At 39.9% G+C, this 22,225-nt stretch carries 20 protein-coding genes; 16 read left to right on the top strand and 4 right to left on the bottom strand.

The window, feature by feature from the left end:
* Nucleotides 1-83 precede the first annotated feature (83 nt).
* Nucleotides 84-1,379, bottom strand: a complete 1,296-nt coding sequence (locus BN1875_RS01745; RefSeq protein WP_048603109.1) for an ISL3 family transposase — start codon at nucleotides 1,377-1,379, stop codon at nucleotides 84-86.
* Nucleotides 1,380-1,674: 295 nt separating this feature from the next.
* The gene (locus tag BN1875_RS01740; protein ID WP_048603154.1) at nucleotides 1,675-2,826 is read right to left on the bottom strand and encodes a hydroxymethylglutaryl-CoA synthase; all 1,152 of its coding nucleotides are present in this window, start codon (nucleotides 2,824-2,826) and stop codon (nucleotides 1,675-1,677) included.
* 183 nt (nucleotides 2,827-3,009) lie between these two features.
* On the opposite strand from BN1875_RS01740, the gene BN1875_RS13450 reads away from it, so the two are divergent.
* Nucleotides 3,010-5,406, top strand: coding sequence for a hydroxymethylglutaryl-CoA reductase, degradative (locus tag BN1875_RS13450; RefSeq protein ID WP_082147213.1), 2,397 nt, complete (start codon nucleotides 3,010-3,012; stop codon nucleotides 5,404-5,406).
* Between the two features lie 115 nt (nucleotides 5,407-5,521).
* Here BN1875_RS13450 and BN1875_RS01725 read toward each other — a convergent pair whose 3' ends face one another.
* The gene (locus BN1875_RS01725) at nucleotides 5,522-6,163 is read right to left on the bottom strand and encodes a hypothetical protein (protein WP_048603153.1); all 642 of its coding nucleotides are present in this window, start codon (nucleotides 6,161-6,163) and stop codon (nucleotides 5,522-5,524) included.
* 190 nt (nucleotides 6,164-6,353) lie between these two features.
* On the opposite strand from BN1875_RS01725, the gene BN1875_RS01720 reads away from it, so the two are divergent.
* The gene (locus tag BN1875_RS01720; protein WP_048603152.1) at nucleotides 6,354-7,358 is read left to right on the top strand and encodes a nucleoid-associated protein; all 1,005 of its coding nucleotides are present in this window, start codon (nucleotides 6,354-6,356) and stop codon (nucleotides 7,356-7,358) included.
* A gap of 45 nt (nucleotides 7,359-7,403) precedes the next feature.
* Here the strand turns inward: BN1875_RS01720 and BN1875_RS01715 are convergent, their stop codons facing one another.
* Nucleotides 7,404-7,760 (bottom strand): YxeA family protein, encoded by a 357-nt coding sequence (locus BN1875_RS01715; RefSeq protein ID WP_048603151.1) that lies wholly within the window; start codon nucleotides 7,758-7,760, stop codon nucleotides 7,404-7,406.
* 243 nt (nucleotides 7,761-8,003) lie between these two features.
* Here BN1875_RS01715 and tuf point away from each other — a divergent pair, with 243 nt between their 5' ends.
* The 14 genes from tuf (at nucleotide 8,004) to BN1875_RS01645 (ending at nucleotide 22,202) form a co-directional block, all read left to right on the top strand.
* Nucleotides 8,004-9,191 carry an elongation factor Tu gene (gene tuf / locus BN1875_RS01710; protein WP_048603150.1) on the top strand — a complete coding sequence of 396 codons (1,188 nt, stop codon included), beginning with the start codon at nucleotides 8,004-8,006 and terminating at the stop codon, nucleotides 9,189-9,191.
* 195 nt (nucleotides 9,192-9,386) lie between these two features.
* Nucleotides 9,387-10,013 (top strand): lysozyme family protein, encoded by a 627-nt coding sequence (locus BN1875_RS01705; protein ID WP_048603149.1) that lies wholly within the window; start codon nucleotides 9,387-9,389, stop codon nucleotides 10,011-10,013.
* A gap of 127 nt (nucleotides 10,014-10,140) precedes the next feature.
* Nucleotides 10,141-10,977 (top strand): DUF368 domain-containing protein, encoded by an 837-nt coding sequence (locus BN1875_RS01700; RefSeq protein ID WP_048603148.1) that lies wholly within the window; start codon nucleotides 10,141-10,143, stop codon nucleotides 10,975-10,977.
* A gap of 223 nt (nucleotides 10,978-11,200) precedes the next feature.
* On the top strand, nucleotides 11,201-13,060 hold the full coding sequence (gene dnaG / locus BN1875_RS01695) for a DNA primase (RefSeq protein ID WP_048603147.1): 1,860 nt from the start codon (nucleotides 11,201-11,203) through the stop codon (nucleotides 13,058-13,060).
* A gap of 16 nt (nucleotides 13,061-13,076) precedes the next feature.
* Nucleotides 13,077-14,183, top strand: coding sequence for an RNA polymerase sigma factor RpoD (gene rpoD / locus BN1875_RS01690; RefSeq protein ID WP_048603146.1), 1,107 nt, complete (start codon nucleotides 13,077-13,079; stop codon nucleotides 14,181-14,183).
* 180 nt (nucleotides 14,184-14,363) lie between these two features.
* Complete coding sequence (locus BN1875_RS01685) at nucleotides 14,364-16,136, top strand: cell division site-positioning protein MapZ family protein (RefSeq protein WP_048603145.1); 1,773 nt, start codon at nucleotides 14,364-14,366, stop codon at nucleotides 16,134-16,136.
* Between the two features lie 101 nt (nucleotides 16,137-16,237).
* The gene (locus BN1875_RS01680) at nucleotides 16,238-16,951 is read left to right on the top strand and encodes an AzlC family ABC transporter permease (RefSeq protein WP_048603144.1); all 714 of its coding nucleotides are present in this window, start codon (nucleotides 16,238-16,240) and stop codon (nucleotides 16,949-16,951) included.
* Nucleotides 16,944-17,267, top strand: coding sequence for an AzlD domain-containing protein (locus BN1875_RS01675; protein WP_048603143.1), 324 nt, complete (start codon nucleotides 16,944-16,946; stop codon nucleotides 17,265-17,267). The genes BN1875_RS01680 and BN1875_RS01675 overlap by 8 nt, the downstream gene beginning before the upstream one ends.
* A gap of 10 nt (nucleotides 17,268-17,277) precedes the next feature.
* The gene (locus BN1875_RS01670; RefSeq protein ID WP_048603142.1) at nucleotides 17,278-18,141 is read left to right on the top strand and encodes a CvfB family protein; all 864 of its coding nucleotides are present in this window, start codon (nucleotides 17,278-17,280) and stop codon (nucleotides 18,139-18,141) included.
* Nucleotides 18,142-18,255: 114 nt separating this feature from the next.
* On the top strand, nucleotides 18,256-18,738 hold the full coding sequence (gene fur, locus BN1875_RS01665; protein WP_048603141.1) for a ferric iron uptake transcriptional regulator: 483 nt from the start codon (nucleotides 18,256-18,258) through the stop codon (nucleotides 18,736-18,738).
* A 144-nt stretch (nucleotides 18,739-18,882) separates the two neighbouring features.
* Nucleotides 18,883-19,773, top strand: a complete 891-nt coding sequence (xerD, locus tag BN1875_RS01660) for a site-specific tyrosine recombinase XerD (protein ID WP_048603140.1) — start codon at nucleotides 18,883-18,885, stop codon at nucleotides 19,771-19,773.
* 14 nt (nucleotides 19,774-19,787) lie between these two features.
* Nucleotides 19,788-20,546 (top strand): segregation/condensation protein A, encoded by a 759-nt coding sequence (locus BN1875_RS01655; RefSeq protein WP_048603139.1) that lies wholly within the window; start codon nucleotides 19,788-19,790, stop codon nucleotides 20,544-20,546.
* Nucleotides 20,530-21,129: an SMC-Scp complex subunit ScpB gene (gene scpB, locus BN1875_RS01650; protein WP_147570559.1), complete on the top strand. Its 600-nt coding sequence runs from the start codon at nucleotides 20,530-20,532 to the stop codon at nucleotides 21,127-21,129. Before BN1875_RS01655 ends, scpB begins: the two co-directional genes overlap by 17 nt.
* Nucleotides 21,130-21,479: 350 nt before the next feature.
* On the top strand, nucleotides 21,480-22,202 hold the full coding sequence (locus tag BN1875_RS01645) for a pseudouridine synthase (RefSeq protein ID WP_048603137.1): 723 nt from the start codon (nucleotides 21,480-21,482) through the stop codon (nucleotides 22,200-22,202).
* The last annotated feature ends 23 nt before the right edge of the window (nucleotides 22,203-22,225 follow it).

Below are 22,225 nucleotides of genomic sequence, written 5' to 3'. Positions count from 1 at the left end.
GGCTCTTTGTCAATAAGGACTGATGAGTTGTGCAAAATCAAATCTGGGTCAGAATGAACCTCATTCTGGCTCAGATTTTTTTGTTATCTTACATTGATTAATTGATTGATCAAAAAGATTCTAATTCTCATGTTCTCAAATGATTTAAATCCGTAGGATACTCGTTTCATTGTCTTTATGTGGGTATTCTTCGCTTCTATTTTTCCATTGGAATAAGGATAGATCATCGCGTTGGTGATGCCTTCTTCATAGGTCAGAAGGTTTTGAAGCTTCTCCCGAAAGCCGTCATCTAATGTTTCGGGAAGTTCTGCCAATAAGGAGAAAAACAAGTCAGGGTCTTTGTCTCGAAAGGTTTCAACTAATTCATGAAAAATGGGATATGCCTCCTTAAGGGGCGTGGAAAAGCCAAGCAATCGATCGATCATCATCGCTTCAGTAAGAAACGGGTATTTTGGCGCTCGGAAACTTTTCCATGTTTTGTATTCATAATGGTTAATGTTTGCACGATTTTTTAGCAAAAAGCGCCAGTTCTTTTTCAGTTTTTCTGCTTGGCTTTTCTGTCCTGCTTTACGAAGTTCATTCATTTCACGGATACGCAACTCATTGAACGCCTGATTCATGTGTTTGACAATATGAAACCGATCAATCACTACTTTCGCATTTGGTAGAACACGTTTGGTGAGCTGGAAGTAGGCGGCGTTCATGTCTGTAACTAAGAATTCTACTTCTTCTGGATTGGTACAGCCTAAGAAATAGCTTGTTAATCGAGGCAATTTACGCGTAGGCAAGACATCAATTAATTTTCCTGTTTCGCCATCTGCACAAATAAAACTCATTTTATCTTCTATGGAAGTGTGCGAACGAAATTCATCAACCATCAATACTCTGGGGAGAATCTTCTTAGATTGCTTTGGTAAATAGCTTTTAAACTTTTTCAATGTACGAATAACGGTGGTCAAAGATACCTGACAGCTTTTCGCAATAAAAGATAAAGATACTTTTTCAGTCAGTAAAGAAGCAATTTTATATCTAACATGATCTGCGATTGAATGTCTGGGTCGGACAAAATAACTTTGAGCAGTCCAATGGGTTCGACAGTTCTTACAGGTATAGCGCTGCTTTTTTAGGCGCATAACCATTGGCATATGATTGTATTGTTCAAAACGGACAATAGTTTCCTTTTTTCCATTTTTCACTATAATTGCTTTCCCGTTTCCATCTACCACAGTAGAACCACAACTTCTACAAGCACGAGGAGCAGGCGAGAGAACAGCATCGACGATTAACGTCTTTTCCTTCTGAAAGGTCTCGTAAGAGACCTCTTTAATCATCAAATCTTTATCTATTATTCTCAGCATTTTTTTGATAGAATCATTCATATAGCATATCGTCCTCTCAGTCTGTTTATTTTGTGGTGATTTAATCATACTAGAGAACGATATGTTTTTTAATACCTAAAATGAAAATGGGACTGAAGAATCAATTCTGATTCATCAGTCCCATAAATTATAGAGCCCTTTTTTTTGCTCTTTGTCAAATAGTGTTGTTTTGAATTAAATCTGGAAAAGAGAGCATTTCGGTGTTCTCTTTTTTTGGGCTCTTCGTCAAATCGGACTGATGGTGTCACCTATGAACTAGGTTTTTCAACGAAAAAAAGGACAATCAATGTCCTTTTTAGTTGAGATATGTTCGAATGTTGTCTTTAATTTTCACGATACTATATGGGGTTGGGTCATTGTAATCAGAGGGAGTATCTAAATTGATTTTCTCTGAAAAAAGTATTTCATATTCCTTGATTGATAATTGTTTACGGTTATTTAGTAGTTGCTGATGTTTTTTTGTTAATAAAGGCTTTTTGAAGTTTGCTGCTAATTCTCCTGTGAAAAACTCGGCAACGGCTCCAGAACCATAGCTGAATAGACCAATTTGATCGCCAGACTGCAAAGCGGAACTATTTTCTAGCAGGGAAATCAATCCTAGATACAAAGATCCAGTATAGAGGTTGCCGATTCGTCGGCTATATTGAATGCTTTCCTCGTAGCGAGACAATAGGCGGGCTTGTTCTTCTTCTTTGAGATCAGTAATTTGTGCTAATAGAGCTTTTTTTCCCATCTTTGTATAAGGAATATGGAAGGTTAGTGCTGCATAATCGTTAAAATCAAGATCAGTTCGTTTCTTATGTTCTTGCCAAACAGTTCCAAAGGCGTTGATATAAGTTTTGTTTGATAAGGGACCGTCAACGATTGGGTATTCATAGCCGGTTGGCCGCCAAAAGTCATAGATATCTTGAGTTAAGCTTACGCTGTCATCTTTAAGGATTAAAATATTCGGGTCGCTGGTCACTAGCATTGCGACTGCTCCGGCTCCTTGAGTGGGTTCCCCCCCAGAGGCCAATCCATACTTGGCGATATCGGCTGCCACAACCAGAACTTTTTTATCTGGATGCAACAGAACATGGTTTTTTGCCAGTTGTAGCCCAGCTGTTGCACCATAACAAGCTTCTTTAATCTCAAAGGAGCGGGCAAAGGGTTGAATGCCCATTAGACGGTGTAAAACCACCGCTGATGCTTTTGATTCGTCAATGCTTGATTCTGTTCCAACAACAACCATGTCGATGTCTTGCTTGTCTTCTTCCGTCAGAATTGCTGCTGCAGCATTGGCAGCAAAGGTAACGATATCTTGGCTGATTGGATTGATTGCCATTTGATCTTGACCAATCCCAATATGAAATTTGTTTGGGTCGACGTTTCGGGCGTTAGCAAGATCTGTCATATCTATATAATAAGGTGGAACAAAGAAACTAATTTTATCAATACCTACTGTCATACTCAGACTCCTTCAACTCATTTTTCAGTCTGATATAAAGGTATCATAATTCTTTGATTTTGGGGATAAAAAAAGCGAGAATTTAAAGTTTGTTAAAATTTCTAGTTTTAGCTTAGGTGAGAAGGAAAATGTTATTTGTTTTTTTCCTGTTTAATGATATATTGCAATTTGGAGGTGTCACTTTTGAAAGAAGTTGTCATTATTGATGCGTTACGCACACCAATTGGAAAATACAAAGGTGCATTAAGTGAAGTCAGTGCAGTTGAACTTGGCACGCAGGTTACCAAAGCGCTGCTCAAAAGAAATAATAAAATAAAATCTGCGATTCAGCAGGTAATTTTCGGCAATGTCATCCAAGCTGGAAATGGTCAAAATCCCGCGCGACAGATTGCGGTAAATAGTGGCATTTCAGTTGAAGTTCCGGCTTCAACGATTAATGAGGTTTGTGGTTCAGGAATGAAGGCAGTTATCTTGGCACGGCAGTTGATTCAACTAGGCGAAGCGGAGATCGTTTTGGCTGGTGGGACTGAGAGCATGTCTCAAGCACCTAAGCTACTGCCTTATCAAACAGATGGAACGTATGGGGAAGCAATCTCAAGCATGTTGCAGGATGGGCTGATTGATTCTTTCAGTGGAAATCACATGGGAATCACGGCGGAAAATGTTGCGGAAAACTATCAGGTTTCCAGAGAGACTCAGGATCTTTTTGCCTATCATTCTCAGATGAAAGCTGCGGCGGCGAAAAAAACCGGACGATTCACAAAAGAAATCGTGCCCCTGACAGTGGGAACTGGAATTGTCAATGAAGATGAAGGAATTCGCCCTTCAACCACCGTTGAGAAATTAGCCGAGTTGCGCACGGTTTTCAAAGAAAACGGCACAGTGACAGCAGGAAATGCTTCCACACTAAATGATGGGGCATCGGCACTTTTATTGGCATCAAAAAGCTATGCGGATGCTAACGACCTCCCTTATTTGGCAGTTATCAAAGACGCAGTAGAAGTGGGAATTGATCCGTCAATTATGGGAATATCGCCCATCAAAGCTATTAATAGGCTTTTGGAAAGAAATCAGTTATCCATCAGTGACATCGATTTGTTTGAAATCAATGAAGCTTTTGCTGCCTCTTCTAGTGTGGTAGAACAACAATTGGGCTTGGATCCGGCAAAAGTTAATATCTATGGTGGCGGTATCTCATTAGGACATGCAATCGGTGCAACCGGTGCACGTATTTTAACTACCTTAAGCTATCAGCTGATTGATCATCAGAAACAGTATGGTGTAGCTTCCTTGTGTATTGGTGGAGGATTGGGGTTAGCAGTTCTTTTGGAGCGGTCGAACGAAAGCAAAGGAAAATTTTACGAGCTTTCAGCGGAAGAGCGATTGGCAAAATTAGTCCGAGAAAAGAAGGTCTCACCGGAAACTAGGCTAGAATTTGAAAAAGCGGGCTTGGATACTGCAATTGCAAATCATCTGATTGAAAATCAAATCGGTGACTTTTCAATACCGTTAGGAGTAGCCTTGAATCTATCCGTCAATGAAAAAAAATATGTTGTACCAATGGCGACAGAAGAGCCATCGGTCATTGCGGCTTGTAGTAATGGCGGAAAGCTGTGCGGTGATTTTCAAGGAGAAATCCAGCAGCGACTGATGCGGGGACAGATTGTTTTTCAACAGGTTGAAAATCCCGAAGAAGTGAGAACAGAAATTGAAGCACGCCAAGCAGAAATCAAGGAAAAAGCGGCAGCAAGTTATCCTTCAATCATCAAAAGAGGCGGAGGATTACATTCGTTGACTACGCGACAAGTAGGAACCTTTGTTTCCGTTGATCTTTTGATTGATGTGAAGGATGCTATGGGGGCCAATATTGTAAATACGATTCTTGAAGGAGTAGCGACAACTTTTCGCGACTGGTTTCCAGAAGAAGATATTTTGTTTAGTATTTTAAGTAATTATGCAACAGAATCTTTAGTCAATGTTTCTTGTCGCATACCTGTGGATCGGTTAGCCAAAAAAAATGGTAAGGCTGTTGCTGAAAAGATTGCAGCAGCAAGTCAGTATGCTGCCCTTGATCCTTATCGGGCGGTGACTCATAACAAGGGAATCATGAATGGGATCAATGGGGTGGTCTTAGCTACTGGAAATGACACGCGCGCTGTTGCTGCCGGTTGTCATGCATATGCTGCTCGGAATGGTTCTTATCAAGGATTGAGTCATTGGCAGGTAGAAGGAGATTTTTTGCTGGGAACAATCGAACTGCCATTAGCTATTGCGACGGTAGGAGGAGCAACGAGGGTTTTACCAAAAGCACAGGCAGCTTTAGCCCTTTTAGATGTCCAAAGTGCCGAGGAACTTGCGCAGGTGATTGCTGCTGTTGGCTTGGCACAGAATCTTGCCGCGTTACGAGCTCTCGTAACGGAAGGTATCCAACAAGGACATATGTCGTTGCAGGCACGTTCCTTAGCGTTATCCGTTGGCGCAATTGGAAATGAAATTGTACGTTTATCGGATCAGCTACAGCAGGAACCAATCATGAATCAGGAAACTGCTGTTAAATTACTGACCCAGTTACGAAAATAAGGGTAAAATTATCTCAGAGGAATAAATAAAAAACGAAGGCTAAACTCCATTGGGCCGCTTGGTTCTGTCGTAATTACGACTTTTTGGAGATAGCCTTCGTTTTTTTGATTGTTAATTATCGTTGATTGAGGGGAGTTTTGGCAAATTCTTCGATAACTGGAATGACCTCTGTTTTTAGCTTATATTTTCGTTCCAGCGCTTTTTCAATTGTAAAGTCATTTTCTTCGGTGGTAGAAATCGTAGCAAGTAAACGGTCTTCTTTCCCCTTTTCTTTGATTAAAAGCTGAGAGGCTTCAGTTTCTACAAAGAATTTAGGGAAAGCTTCGATTTGTTCACGAAATGCTTGAAAATCCAATCCATTTTTGGCTTCTTCAGGGGCTTGTTCCTTGGGTTCAGCTACTTGTACAGCTTTTTCTGCCACTGGTTGGGTTTGACGAGCAGGTGCCCAATAGCCGGCAATCTCATTAGCCAAATTCAAAGAAAAACGTTCCATTAGACCTGCTTCTTGTTTTTGAATCCGTTTCAGGACGGTAACGAAATTTTCATCCATAGGTACAGATAAAATTTGTTCCTTATGGGTTTCTCCCAGTAATTCGATCGTCATCTCTTGCAATTTCTTAGGATCGATATACACACGGATCGCTAGCTGATGATTTTGCAGGGCAAGTTTTTCTAAATTTTCAAAAAGCTGCAGACGCACTTGCTCAAACGAAGGGCGGAATTGTTTTAATAATTTTTGTTTTTGTTTTTTCTTCATCGTCTTCTCCTTTAGTCTAGTACCTTTTGTATTATAAGAAAAAAGTTGAAAAATGAAAAGGAAAAATTGAAAAAAAGCTGAAATCGGCCTCTCTTTCCCAGATATTTCAATTAAATGGCAGATTTGGTTAAAATTTTTACTTGTTTCTTGGTACATTTTCTACTACCCTTAGAAAGAAGGAGAAGTGAACATGGACATTTATTTAAAAAAAGCGATTTTACATGTCGTGGATCGTGAAGCTGGAACGCCGGTCCTTTCCCAAGTTGAGCTTGATCTAACGACAGAATATATTAGGGAATATTTAACAAAAAAAATTCAAAAATTATCAACAGCCCAGACAAAAACCGGTCAGTTGGTGGCTGCGTCTAGCTTTGTCCAACTAGCGATGGAAACGAAAGAACAGTTTGTTACCGGCAGCGAAAAACTGCTTCAACGTTGGTTTGAAAAATACCATGAAAGCGAAGATGCGCCAAGTGCTGATGTTTTTATTGTTTTATATGAACAGGATGCCCAACCTTATCTTGCGTTTCTCAAAGTGAATTATGGTCAGGCCTACACCCATTACGTAGAGGCAGAAGAAACAGGAATTGCAAACAAGTTGATTATTAACCGGGCAATTTTAGCAAATAAGACCCAAAAAGCCGATGAAGGAATTGCGGTGAATTTGGGGGATCTAAGTTATGAATTAGTTGAAAAAAAATATACCTTTTCCGGTGAGAAGAAAAATTATTTCTCAACGGAGGTAATCGAAACACAGCCGTTACCATCACTGGAAGAAAATGTGAAGGTCATCAAACGAGTCGCCGAAAAAATCGGTGAGAAATTTGAGACGCCAAAGCATGATATTGCAGCGGACGTGAAAGAGGCAGTTTTTTCATCCATTGAAGAAACGGGTCAGGTAGCCGTTCAAGAAGTGGCACAGCGGGTATTCAAAGATAATATTACTGCACAAATGGCCTTCCAAGAAGAAGTTTTGGAAAAAGGAGTCATTGATCAGTCGCCATTATTAAAAGATGTGAAGGAAATTACCGAGAAAAAATATGGGAAGCAAAAATTAAAATTATCCAATGGCATCGAATTAATCGTACCATTGGATGTGTACCGCAACCGAGATTTGATCGAATTTATCAACAATCCGGACGGGACGATTTCTGTTACCATTAAGAATGTCGAAGACGTAATCAATAAATTATAAAAAATCACAGCAGTCCTTTCCTTGAAAGAGATTGCTGTGATTTCTTTAGTCTAGTTTGTTTTGGACTTTTTCCGGCAGCTCATTTTTGGTGACTTCTTCCCAACGCAATACACCTTTACGGGGATTGACTATTAATTTTAGGTAAGCTTTCAAACGCAGGGGCTTTTCTCGAGATTCATGGAGAGTTACTGTCGTTTTTTCTCCTTGTTCATTGTAAGCAGACTGATTTTCATAGATATAGACTGTGTATTGACGGCCGTCCGTTGCTTTTTCTGTCGTTTTCTCGCCATTAGTCGTAATTTGTGTATAGTAGCTGGTTCCACCATAGAAATAATTATAGGCGTAAAAACAGCCCGCTGTAAAAACAGCTAGTACGACTAAAAAAGGAATTATTTTTTTCAAATTTTTCACCTCAAACCAATTATTCTATAAAAAAGGAAAAACGTCTACCAAAAGATTTAAATGTGAAAAGGAGGAAGACGACTTTCTTGACTTTGACTAAGTTTGACCTATAATAAACATAGATTCAAACTTACAAAAGATAAGTAGATTTTCACAGGTGAAAATTTTTTACAATTGTGAGGAAAAGTCTATAATAAAAGTGAAGCCAAGGAAACTTGGAACCAATAATAGGAGGTTTTTGATATGGCAAAAGAACATTACGATAGAAGTAAACCACACGTTAATATTGGGACCATTGGCCACGTCGACCATGGTAAAACAACGTTGACTGCTGCGATTACAACCGTTTTAGGAAAAAAAGGGCTTGCAAATCCACAGGACTACGCAAGTATTGATGCTGCACCTGAAGAACGTGAACGGGGAATTACCATCAACACCGCCCACGTGGAATATGAAACTGAAAAGCGCCACTATGCGCATATTGATGCACCAGGCCACGCGGACTATGTAAAAAACATGATTACCGGTGCGGCTCAAATGGATGGAGCAATTCTCGTTGTTTCTGCAACAGATGGTCCAATGCCACAAACCCGTGAACATATTTTGCTTTCACGACAAGTTGGTGTAAAACACTTGATCGTCTTTTTGAACAAGACAGATTTAGTGGATGACGATGAATTGATCGATTTAGTGGAAATGGAAGTCCGTGAATTATTAACGGAATATAATTTCCCAGGGGATGATATTCCTGTGATCAAAGGATCTGCATTAAAAGCCTTGGAAGGGGATCCTGAAGCGGAAGCTGCTATCATGGAATTAATGGATACAGTGGATGAATACATTCCAACCCCTGAACGTGACAATGACAAACCATTCTTGTTGCCAGTTGAAGATGTCTTTTCAATCACTGGACGCGGTACCGTTGCTTCTGGACGTATTGATCGTGGTGAAGTCAAGGTAGGGGATGAAATAGAAATCGTCGGTATCAAACCTGAAACACAAAAAGCTGTAGTTACTGGTTTGGAAATGTTCCGTAAAACATTGGATTATGGGCAAGCCGGAGATAACGTCGGTGTCTTGTTACGGGGAATCACTCGTGACGAAATCGAACGGGGACAAGTTTTAGCAAAACCCGGTTCTATTACTCCACATACAAAATTTAAAGGAGAAGTGTATGTACTGACGAAAGAAGAAGGCGGACGTCATACACCATTCTTCAATAATTATCGTCCACAATTTTATTTCCGTACGACGGATGTAACTGGAAATATCGTTTTACCTGAAGGGGTAGAAATGGTCATGCCTGGCGATAACGTAACGATCGATGTTGAATTGATCCATCCAATCGCGGTTGAAAAAGGAACGACCTTCTCAATTCGTGAAGGTGGACGAACAGTTGGTTCTGGTATCGTAACTGAAATCGAAGCATAATTAATTGAAAAGGAACAACCAGACTCGGTACATAACGAGTTTGGTTGTTTTTTGCTTTTGTCGAATCAAGATTTGGATGAAATCTTTTATTTTTATTAATTTTAACGAAAGGAGGGGCAAGAATAGTAGCTCCTTTTATTCGGAAAATGGTACTATGGAAAAAGCCTAAAAAGTCTGGACGGGAATAAATAACCGATGAAGAAAAAATTTCGATGGATAAAACGATTACTCTTAGGAATAACAATCCTTTTATTTACAGCACTGATTCTATTAGGTGTTCGTAATTATTTGATTTTAAAACAGGTGCATACCTACGATCAGGAAATCAGTACTGCCAGTCAGAAATATGACATTTCTGAGTATCAAAATTTGATTGCTGCCATTATCTTTACTGAAAGTAAGGGAAAAGTAATCGATATTATGCAAAGTTCAGAAAGTGTCTACGGGGAAATGGGGAAAATCTCAAGCACGGAGGAAAGCATTGAGCATGGAGTGAAATTTTTGGCTGAAGCCCTTCAAAAAGCAGAGGATCAAAAGTGTGATTTGTGGACGGCGGTTCAAGCCTATAATTTTGGCTTAGATTATATTGATTACGTGGCAGAACGAGGAGGAAAAAACAGCTTAGAATTAGCAGAGGCGTATTCTAGGGATGTCCTTTCTCCATTACTGGGGAATCAAGAAAAAACAAAATACCGTTATTGGGGAATTCATTCTCTGTTTTATAACGGCGGGTATTTATACCATAATGGTGGCAATTTATTTTATGCGGAGACAGTTAAGCTGAACCAGTTAAAAATTCAAGGGACAAATTTCCTTTTTTGATTTGACTGAAAAAGGGATTATGCTACACTAAGGAAGAATTCGCGTTTTCTGCAAAATAGTTGGTAATTACAAAAAAGATGACGCAGCAAAAAAACGAAAAGAAATTTGAGTAAGGGAGTACAACTGAATGGAAGAGAAGCACCAGACAACAACTAAGGAATGGCTGTTACGGTTTGTAAAGGGAATGTTCATTGGTTCAGGCTTTATTTTACCGGGAGTCAGCGGCGGAGCCTTAGCGGCGATTTTTGGGATTTATGAACGGATCATTTCATTTTTAGCTCATATTACCCGTAATTTTAAAGAAAATGTATTGTTTTTTATTCCTGTAGGGTTAGGAGGAGTTACTGGAGTCTTTTTACTCTCCTTCGCTGTCAGCTTTTTGTTGGGAGCTTATGAAACGATTATTTTATGGTTTTTCGTTGGCTGTATTATCGGAACTGTGCCTGCGTTATGGAAAGAGGCTGGTAAGAAAGGACGTTCCACTCGGGAATTGATTATTTTGGCGGTTAGTTTCGTTTTGGGCTTCTTGTTCTTATGGAAAGGTTCAGGCCTTTTCTCTCATGTGGATCAAAATTTTGTAACCTGGATGATTGCCGGCGGACTGATTGGTTTAGGAATGATCGTGCCAGGTCTTAGTCCTTCTAACTTTCTGGTTTATATGGGCATGTATAAAGCGATGTCTGACGGAATCAAAGAATTGAATTTTGGTGTGATTTTGCCTATCGGAATTGGCGGAATCATTACGGTTCTAGGTCTTTCGAAGGTTATGGATTATATTTTCAGCAAAGCTTATCCGCAATTATTCCACTTTATTTTAGGTGTAGTTTTTGCTTCGACAATCATGATTATTCCCACAGATTATTCCGGTTTTACTGCTGGCAGTTATGTCGCTTGCGTAATTTTATGTGCAGCAGGTGCGGCATTAGGTGCATGGATGAGTAAACTAGAGAATGAATACAAATAGAAATTAGTCTTGAGAGGGGAAAAACATTTTTTCCTCTCTTTCGACTTTAGTGATTTGAAAAGTTTCTTAGGATAAAAAGCTTGAAAAACAGCGGAATTATGATAGAATGAAACATGTATAATTGTGTCAATTTCTAAATCGCGCTGATTTCGGTTAGTGCGATTTTTTACGGACATTCATTATCAAAAACTCGTCTTAGCATTTCTCGCAGGAGGTGAGTGAAATGGTAAAAAGAATTCCTTCAACCGTGATTGAGGAAATTCGGTCGAAGACAAATATCGTTGAAGTGGTTGGACAATATGTCCAATTAAAAAAATCAGGAAAAAACTATTCCGGGTTGTGTCCATTTCACGAAGAAAAAACACCTTCCTTTTCAGTAGCCGAGGATAAACAGATTTTTCATTGTTTTGGCTGTGGGAAAGGCGGAAATGTTTTTAGTTTTATTCAGGAAATAGAGGGACTCTCGTTTCCCGAGGCAGTCGTCAAGGTTGCGGATTTAGAAAGTATTCCAATGGCTCAGCAGTATCAGGAAGTGGAAGCTTCTGAAAATACGCAATCCAGACAATTGATTGAGCTGCATGAAAAAGCTGTAGAGGTTTTTCATCATATGTTGATTCATACAGCGGCTGGTCAAGGGGCATTGGATTATTTGCTGGAAAGAGGGCTGACGCAAGAACTGATTGAGACCTTTCAAATTGGGTTTGCGCCGAATGAACGCCACTTTTTAGGCCAGATTTTTCAAAATGAAAAGGTTCCTGAGACACTTTATTCTGCTTCCGGTCTGTTTGTAGAACGAGAAGATGGGACGTTTGCTGATCGTTTTTATCAGCGCATCATGTTTCCTATCCGTAATCCACAAGGGAAAACAATCGGGTTTTCTGGTCGATTTTTACCAACAGAGGGTCTTTCCGGAAAGGAACAGCCAAAGTATTTAAACAGTCCAGAAACCGAGCTGTTTAATAAACGGGATGTTTTGTTCAACTTTGATAAAGCGCGAAGTACGATCCGCAAAGAAAGTACGGTTTTTTTATTTGAGGGATTTATGGATGTGCTGGCGGCGTGGCAGGCAGGAATTCAAAACGGTATTGCAAGTATGGGCACGAGTCTTACCAATCAACAAATCACGGCAATTGAACGTGTCGCTAAAGAGCTTGTTATCTGTTATGACGGAGATACTGCTGGCGTTGAAGCAACGAATCGTGCGATTGGACTGATGCAGGAACATAGTCGACTACGATTGACAATCGTCAGTTTGCCAGAACGGTTGGATCCAGATGAATATGTTCAAAAATATGGTGTTGATGCGTTTCAAGAGTTAGCCTATCACGGGCGGGATACAGTCTTTTCTTTTAAGATGATGTATCATCGGCTGCATCATAATCTACAAAATGAAAAAGAACAGCTTGATTATGTACAAGAATTATTAAAGGAACTAACCAAGGTTGATTCGCTGATTGAACAAGATCGTTACCTGACTCAGTTATCCACAGAGTTTCATATCAGTCGTGAAACATTGCAACAGCAATTTCGTCAATTCAGGCAGGACCAACGCATACAGAACAATGAACAGCGGCAACCAACCAAGGAGCGCAATCCAGCTTTCCGTGGAACAAAGTCGCCACCGATTATTGGAGTGAAGGCAAAGCAGTTCACCCAACTGGAAAAAGCAGAACGTCTCTTGCTTTATCGTTTATTTAATGATCCCTTTCTCAATCAGAAACTGAAACAGCAACAGTTGCAGTTTGTTCATGAAAGGTATCAGGAAATCTATTTTTTATATGATACCTACGTAGAGAGCACCGGGAATTTTTTACTACCTGAATTTCTTGATTTTTTAAAAGATCAAGAAATCAAAAATATCGTGATTGAAATTGCTTATCTCAATGTTCCGGAAGAAAGCTCGGACCATGAGATCAACTACTTATTGCAGATTTTCAAAAAGGCGGAAATTGCTGATGAAATCACAAAAAAAAGAATCCAGCAGCAAGAAGCTAGTCAAAAAGGAAATCAGCAGTTAGAGTTGGAATTGGCAGTTGAAATAATAAATTTAACAAAAAAGATGAAGCAAGCCGAATTACATTGAAGGGGGCCTTCTTTTTATGGCAAAACAAGCAAACACCGAGTATGATAAAGCAGTCTCAGAATTTATACGGACAAACAAAACAAAAGGGCAGGTCGTGTATGACGAATTGTCAAATACCCTCGCAACACCTTTTTCTCTAGATGCTGATGCAATGGATAAATTGATCCAAAAAATCGAGGATGCCGGCATAAGCGTCGTGGATGAAAATGGCGAACCCTCCGTCCACAGTCTAAAAAGTAACGAAAAAAAGGCCGAAGCGGCAAAACAAGAAGACCTTTCAGCGCCAACTGGTGTTAAAATCAATGACCCTGTTCGGATGTACCTAAAAGAAATTGGTCGGGTACCGTTGCTGACAGCGGAAGAAGAAGTCGCATTGGCATTAAAGATCGAAGAAGGCGACCAAGAAGCAAAACAACGCTTAGCTGAAGCCAATTTACGGTTAGTAGTAAGTATTGCCAAACGGTATGTAGGTCGGGGCATGCAGTTTTTGGATTTGATCCAAGAAGGAAACATGGGCTTGATGAAGGCTGTTGAAAAATTTGACTATCGCAAAGGATTCAAATTTTCTACCTATGCGACGTGGTGGATTCGTCAAGCGATTACACGAGCAATCGCAGACCAAGCACGGACAATCCGAATTCCAGTTCACATGGTGGAAACCATCAACAAATTGATCCGTATCCAACGGCAACTATTACAAGATTTAGGACGGGAACCAACACCGGAAGAAATCGGTGCAGAAATGGATCTGCCAACAGAAAAAGTTCGGGAAATCTTGAAAATCGCTCAAGAACCAGTTTCTTTGGAAACACCAATCGGTGAAGAAGATGATTCCCATTTAGGTGATTTCATTGAAGACCAAGAGGCAACCAGCCCAGCAGAACATGCAGCGTATGAGTTGCTGAAGGAACAATTGGAAGATGTTTTGGATACACTGACCGATCGTGAGGAAAATGTTTTACGTCTACGTTTTGGTTTAGATGACGGTCGTACACGTACATTGGAAGAAGTCGGAAAAGTCTTTGGTGTGACGAGAGAACGGATTCGTCAAATTGAAGCAAAAGCCCTACGGAAACTGCGCCATCCTTCACGTTCAAAACAACTGAAAGATTTCTTAGAATAAGAATGAAATAAAAACGTTAAAAAAACTTTTAAAGGTCTTTTAAGGCTTTTGAAAGTTTTTTTTGTTACAAACGCAAAAAATGGTAAAATAAATTTAAAGAAAACCTAATGTTCTCACTATTGGCGAACATCTAATAATATGATAGATTTAGGGCTATGAATGTAAAGGAGCAAGATAATAGTGATCAACAAATGTCCACAATGTGGTTTTGAACCTGTGGCAGGAAAAATGATTTGCCCCAATTGCGGATTCGAAATCAAAGAAAATATTGCACAAAAAATTGAAGATCAAAACGAACAAAAAGATACACATAAAAATGATAATATTGCCTGGTCGGATTTCAAGAATGTTTCCATTGGTTCGGTAATGGAAACGTTTAATGAACAGCATGGCATCGATGAAGACACTGAGACAACAAAATCAATCGAAGCAAAAGACGAACCCATAGAAAATCCTATTTTATCTGCTTATATTCGCCAGCATAAAGGGGAAGAGGGCGAAACTGTCGAAGAACTTGTTGCAAAAGAACAGGCGGAAGCCCAGTCTACAATAGCAGAATCTACCGAATTAATAGAAGAACCTGTTGAAGAGGTTGATGGAGCGGAAGAAAATGTTATTTCACTTTCAGAAACGAAAGAGATAACGTCAGCAGAAACGGCAGAAGCTACAGCAGTTCCTGAAGAAATTGACGAAGGCTTAAAAAATTCAGAACAAGCTTCACAGCCTACTGAGGTTCTTTTAGAAGCTGAAAGCGACTCTGAGCACCTTGAAGAGGTTGATGATGAAGAGGCGGCGACGGAAGAACCTATTCGCAACAAGCCTCATAAATCTCGAGGATCTTATTTAATTGCGGCAGCAGCCGTGGCAGTCGTTGGAATCGGTGGTTGGCTTTTTTATGACCATCAAGAAAAAGTTGCCGCAGAAAAAGCTCAAGAACAAAAAGTTACTTCAGCTTTGGAAGATATTCAACAACAGCTGGATCAGTTTTATTTAGATTCCGATCAGCAATTTATCAAAGAAAATAAATCATTAGCTGAACTGGAAACGGTCAAAACGACCTTGGACAAATACGAGAATGAAGAAAAATATGCGGCAATCAATGCTTCCTATGGCAAATTGAAAGAAAAGTTTACAACAATCAATCAAGTGAACCAATTATTTGATCAGCCAATTTTGGTGGGAGATCATCTGGCAGAGCCAGCAGTCTACGATTCTTTAGCTGATGTTACTCTTGAAAAGCCTACCGGGACTTCCGCTTTTGATCAACTTGTCACTCAGGCGATTGAAAAAGCAGAGAAACAAGCGGCGGCTTTACAAAAAGCAACAGATGCTGTTGCTTTGGTTTACCAAAAGGATCAAGTGAAAAGCGATGCTTCCCGTAAAAATTATCAAACAGCCAATAACTTGGTGAAAAAACTTCCTGATAGTACTTCAAAAACGGCGATGCTTGAAGCTTTGAGTGCAGTAGACGGTGCCTTATCGAAAAAAGAGACGGCAGCCAAAGAAGCTGCGGCAAAGAAAGCAGCAGAAAAAGAGGCAGCAGCCAAAGAAGCTGCCGCAAATCAAGCGGCAAAAGAACAGGCAGCGCAACAAGCCGCATTACCGGCAGAGGCTTCGCCTAATATGCAGCCGAATACGAACAATCAGCCTATTTTAGGGACAGTAGCCAGTGATGTTGCAGATGCGAATAACCCAGCTTGGCAATGGGCGGCCGGGGTGAAAGAGAAAGTTCTTGCGACGTGTATTGCACGAGGCTATATTGTTGAAGGAGGCTACACGCTGGAGAAAGTTCGGATTGAAAATGGCGAGGGATATTACAACTTATTCGCCACAAATACTCGTTCTTCCTTAATGAAGGGAGTATCTGATTCAGCACTGCCATTTTATCTAGTAACTATCAACTGTAAAACCGGCTATTTCCGGGGAAATGGTTCAGATAACACAATAAAATAAAAATAAAAAGAATATTATTTATTTTCTGAAAATTACTTGTTTACCTTCCTTATTTCCGCTATGATAATTTCAATTAAATGGAAAGAAGGAGGGTAATTTTCATGCAAAAATTACAAAAAGTGAGCTATGCAAGTTTCAGTGACGGTGTGAGAGCATGTTTACCCACGATGTTAGGTTATTTAGGAATCGGTTTTGCGGCTGGGGTCGTTGAAAAAGGTGTTGGCCTTTCCCTTTTAGAGATTGCGTTGTTATCACTAATTGTTTACGCCGGTAGTGCTCAATTTATTATTTGCGGTTTGTTGGCGATTCAGGCACCGTTGTCCTCAATTGTGGTCACTGTTTTTTTAGTGAATCTTCGGCACCTATTGATGAGTCTTTCTGTCGCCGGCTATTTTAGAAAAGAAAAAATCTGGACGAATATCGGGCTGGGAACCTTACTGACTGATGAATCCTATGGTGTGCTAACTACCGCTTTACAAGAAGAACAGTCGGTAACGGCCTCATGGACCAATGGATTGAATGTTGCGGCTTACTTGACGTGGCTGGTTGCCAATCTTTTAGGAGGACTTCTCGGGCATTTCATTCCTGATCCGGCAGCTTTTGGTTTGGATTTTGCATTGACAGCAATGTTTTTAGGTCTCTTTTTGTTTCAAGTAGAATTACCTCTAAAAAAGCGTACCAGACAAACGGTGACGGTTTTAGCCACCGTGATTTTTTCGTTGGTGCTTTTGATGCGGCTGACTTCTGCTGAAATCGCGGTAATCGGCTCGACACTGATTGGTTGTTTCGTAGGGACGGTGACTGTTGATGATTAGTAGTGGGATTTTGATTATGATTGTTGTTAGTGGGATCGTTACATGGATACCGAGAATTTTACCCTTTGTATTTTCTCGCAAGCTGGTCTTTCCAGATAAAGTTCAAACTTTTTTAAATTTTTTGCCCTTGTGTATTTTGACTGCCCTTTTTGTTCAAAGTTTGCTGGAATTTCGAGAAGGTCGGTTTCCGGTGATAAAATTAGAGGAAACACTTGCTTGTATTCCCGCTTTAGTGGTAGGTTACTATACGAAGGATCTTATGAAAATCGTCGTGACCGGTATCGTAGCAATTGCGATTATTCGGATCATAATTTAAGGAGAAAAATATGGAAGAATTATTAGCATCCGTCTTTTCAGGGATGATTATTGATGAAAATGAAAAAGATTATTTCGTTCAAAAAAATGGGGTGACTTTCCGCCTATCGAAAAAAGAAGGGGAATTTCAGTTAGGAACAGCGGTGGAAGGTTTTGGCTATCAAAATCAGAAGCAGGAGTTTAGTTTCACAACAGAAATTCCGAAAAGCCGTAAAGGGCATTATGCTTTTGCGACAGTAATCGATACCCGTCGTGACCTTGGTGCATTTGTGGATATCGGCTTACCTGACAAGGATATCCCGGTTTCTCTTGATGAACTGCCAACGATGCGGGAGCTCTGGCCGAAAAAAGGAGATCGTTTGATGGTTTCTTTGCGCGTTGATCACAAGGAACGGATTTGGGCTACCTTGGCAGATGAAAAAATTTTCCGAGCATTAAGCAAGCAGGGAAATGCAGAAATGAAGAATCAAAATAAAGTTGGAACGATTTTCCGATTGAAGTTGGCAGGTTCTTATTTGCTGACGGAAGATTTTTATCTGGGCTTTATTCATCCTTCTGAACGTTTTCAAGAACCACGGTTAGGTGAAGTAGTGCAACCGCGGATCATCGGCGTACGTCCAGATGGGGTGCTGAATATGTCGCTAAAACCTCGAGCGCATGAAGCAATCAATGATGATGCGGCGATGTTGTTGGCTTATTTGGAACGAACAGCAGAAAAACGGATGCCTTACACAGATAAATCTGATCCAGAAGCGATTAAGCAAATGTTTGGTATCAGCAAAGGGCAATTCAAACGGGCGATGGGTCACTTACTAAAAGCAAAGCTTGTGGAACAAAAAGAAGCGTACACCTATTTGTTGAAAAATTCTAATTGAGAATAACTTGTATTAATCTGGAATTTTATTTATAATAAATATAATCTATCGATAATTATCTAAAACCTAGATTATAATTATTATAAAGTGTTGACGAAAGAGGTTGATGGGCTGATGAACACACTCACTGCTTTGAAAAAAATCAAAAAGCAACTTCATGAATCGGGATTTAAGCTTACGCCGCAACGAGAAGCTACGTTGCAAGTGCTTTTAGAAAATGAGAAGGATCATCTTTCCGCAGAAGAAATTTTCTTTTTTGTTAAACGGAAAAGTCCGGAAATTGGTTTAGCGACTGTTTATCGTACATTAGAAATTCTAACTGAGATCAAGGTAATCGATAAAGTCAGTTTTAATGACGGGGTTGCCCGGTATGATTTAAGAAAAGAAGGTGCCAAACACTTTCATCATCACCTGCTTTGTTTGGAATGCGGCAATATCGAAGAGGTAGAAGAGGATTTACTGGGTGCAGTCGAGGAAGTCGTTGAAAGTAAGTATCATTTTTTGGTAAAAGATCATCGTCTGACCTTTCACGGAATTTGTAAAAATTGCCAAGAAAAAGCGGCATATTCTGAATTGACAGAACAAAAAGAACAATAGAAAAAAAGTCTGGTTTGACATGAGCGGACAGCCTCCTCACAGGAAGCGTCGGTTCACGGAAACGAGGCTTTTCTTTTTGATATTTTTCTGTTCGAACAGAGGGTTATTTGTTATGATGGTAAAGTCGAAAGTTGAGGATTGATGATGGAAGAGCAAGTAATTGATTATATTCATTATTTAACGATTGAACGAGGCTTATCTTTAAATACAAGAAAGAGCTATGAACGGGATTTGACGCAGTATTTACACTTTTTGGAAAAAGCGCAGGTAACGAATTGGGATCAGATTGATCGATTTCTTATCTTGAGTTTTTTACAGGAATTAAAAACAGCTCAAAAATCTTCGGCGACGATTACTCGAATGGTTTCTAGTTTGCGCCGGTTTCATCAATTTTTACGTCAGGAACGCTATACGGATCATGATCCCATGCAGCACATCGATTCGCCTAAAAAAGTGCAGAAATTACCGGATACATTGAGTTTGCAGGAAGTCGAACTTCTGATCGATACACCGGATACGAAGGATATTTTAGGCATTCGGGATCGAGCAATTCTGGAAGTGTTGTATGCGACTGGACTGCGAGTTAGTGAATTGATCGGCTTAAAGTTAAATGACCTGCATTTAAGTATGGGACTTTTGCAAACTTTAGGAAAAGGGGACAAGGAACGAATCGTGCCTTTAGGGGATTATGCAATTCAATGGGTGCAGCGATATCTGGAGGAAGCTCGCCCTTATTTGACCCGCAAGCATCCGGAAGAAGCACATCTGTTTGTGAATAGTCATGGCACAGGATTATCCCGCCAAGGAATTTGGAAAAATTTGAAAGGGATTGTCCGTGAGGCAGGCATCACTAAAAAAGTGACGCCTCATACATTGCGACATAGTTTCGCTACTCATTTGTTGGAAAATGGAGCTGATTTGAGAACGGTACAAGAATTGCTGGGACACGCCGATATTTCCACGACACAGATTTACACCCATATTACGAAAAAACGAATGACTGATGTATATAAGCAACATTTCCCACGAGCATAGAAAAAGGTGAGACGGTGCGAGAGATTAAAATAAAATTAGCTGTTTTCGAAGGTCCCCTGGATCTTTTGCTGCATTTGATTCAAAAATTGGAACTGGATATTTACGATATTCCCATCGCTGATGTGACGGAACAATATATGGAATATATTCATACGATGAAAACATTGGAGCTGGAGATTGCGGGAGAATATTTGGTGATGGCCGCAAGTTTGATGGCAATCAAATCTCAGATGCTTTTGCCGAAACAGGAATTGGAACCAATCGATGATGCCTATGAAGAAGATCCGCGGGAAGCATTGGTGGCTCAGCTGTTGGAATATCGCAAGTATAAATATGCTGCGGAACAATTGTCGGAGAAGGCAGAAGAACGCAGTCAGTATTATACAAAAGAACCCATGGATATAGAAGATTACCGGGAAACGACCGAAGAATTACCGGAACATCAATTAAACACGATTGATCTTTTTTTAGCCTTTCATCAAATGTTGGAAAAACGTAAGAAAAGAAAGGTTTTGGAGACAACGATTTCTGCTGACGAAAACACAATTGAAGAAAAGATAAAGGAACTTCAGGAAAAAATGCGTCAATTTACCGGGAAACGTGGACGGTCCTTTGAATCCTTTTTTGTCAGTTACAGCAAATCAGAGATTGTTGCCACGTTTTTGGCTTTGTTAGAGTTAATGAAAAAAGGTCAAATACGGGCAGAACAGGAAAAAAATTACGGAGAAATCATGCTTTATGCAACAGGAGAAGAGTATAATGAAATTGAGTGAATTGGAAGCGATGCTGTTTGTCGTTGGGGATGAAGGCATCGGATTGGAAGAATTGAGCTACTTGCTGGAAGCCCAGACTGCTACGGTGTATCAAGCGTTGCAAACATTGCAGCAAAAATATCAGGATGACGAATCTTCTGCTCTGCATATCTTAGAAGTAGGAAATCATTTTGTTCTAACGACAAAAAAGCAATTTGCTCCCTTGTTAAAAAAATATGCACACTCGCCAATCGCCCATACTTTATCTCAGGCCGCCTTAGAAACATTATCGATTATTGCTTATAAACAACCGATTACTCGGGTGGAAGTCGATGAGATTCGTGGTGTGCAGTCCGCCGGTTCAGTCCAAAAATTGGTGGCGCGGCAATTGATCGGTGAAAAAGGTCGAGTAGATGGACCGGGACGAGCCATTCTTTATGGGACAACGGACTATTTCATGGATTATTTTGGCTTGAAATCATTGGAAGAGTTGCCAGATATCCAAGCGATGGAAGAAGAATTAGAAGAACTGCCGACAGACTTGTTTTTTGATCGCTTTACAAAAGAACAAACAGAACCCGCAGCAGACGATTCGCAACCATAATTTCTGGAAGAAAAGTTGCTGCTAGAAAAAGAAAATCCAAAGTATCCGTTCCACTTAAAAGGAAAGAATCTAGTGGAATGATATACGTAGCGAAAATTGGAAAAAATTTTGCAAAAAATTTCAACAAAAGAATGAACGAGGATGTCAGTTCCACTTAAAAGGAAAGAATCTAGTGGAATGATATACGTAGTGAAAATTGGAAGAAATTTTGCAAAAAATTTCAACAAAAGAATGAACGAGGATGTCAGTTCCACTTAAAAAGAAAGAATCTAGTGGAATGATATACGTAGTGAAAATTGGAAGAAATTTCGCAAAAAATTTCAACAAAAGAATGAACGAGGAGAAAATAAATGGAACGTTTACAAAAAGTGATTGCGCATGCAGGGATCGCTTCCCGAAGAAAAGCCGAGCAACTGATTATTGATGGTCGGGTAAAAATCAATGGCGAAGTAGTAACGGAACTAGGCATCAAAGTTCAAAAGCAAGACCGTGTTGAGGTAGATGATATTCCTATCTATCAAGAAGAACCTGTTTATTTTCTCTTTTATAAACCAAGAGGTGTGATCTCTGCGGTTTCTGATGACAAAGGACGCAAGGTAGTGGTTGACTATCTGTCAGGGGTGACAGAGCGAATTTACCCTGTGGGACGATTGGATTATGATACCTCTGGTTTGCTTTTACTGACGAATGATGGGGAGTTTTCACAAAAATTAACTCACCCCAAACACCAAGTTGATAAAGTATACGTGGCAAAAGTCAAAGGAATCGCTGATAAAAGACGGTTAGCACCATTAGCACGGGGAATCAAAGTTGAAGGTAAGAAAACTGCGCCGGCTCGTTTTACCATTCTGTCAACCGATACAAAAGCAGAGACAAGTATTGTTGAACTGACCATCCATGAAGGCCGTAACCATCAAGTGAAAAACATGCTGATGGCAGTAGGATATCCTGTGCAAAAACTAAAACGGGAAAAATACGGCGAGTTGACATTAGGAAAATTACGTCCGGGAGAATACCGGGAGTTGAATAAGAAAGAAGTTTCCAGTTTATTGAATACAGCAAAAGAAATCTAGCCAAAAGAAGCACAACAACTTAT

Origin of the sequence: Enterococcus massiliensis (assembly GCF_001050095.1) — a bacterium.
GTDB classification, from domain to species: domain Bacteria; phylum Bacillota; class Bacilli; order Lactobacillales; family Enterococcaceae; genus Enterococcus_C; species Enterococcus_C songbeiensis.
Note: the sequence above shows the minus strand (reverse complement) of the source record. Positions and strands in the feature narration are given on the sequence as shown.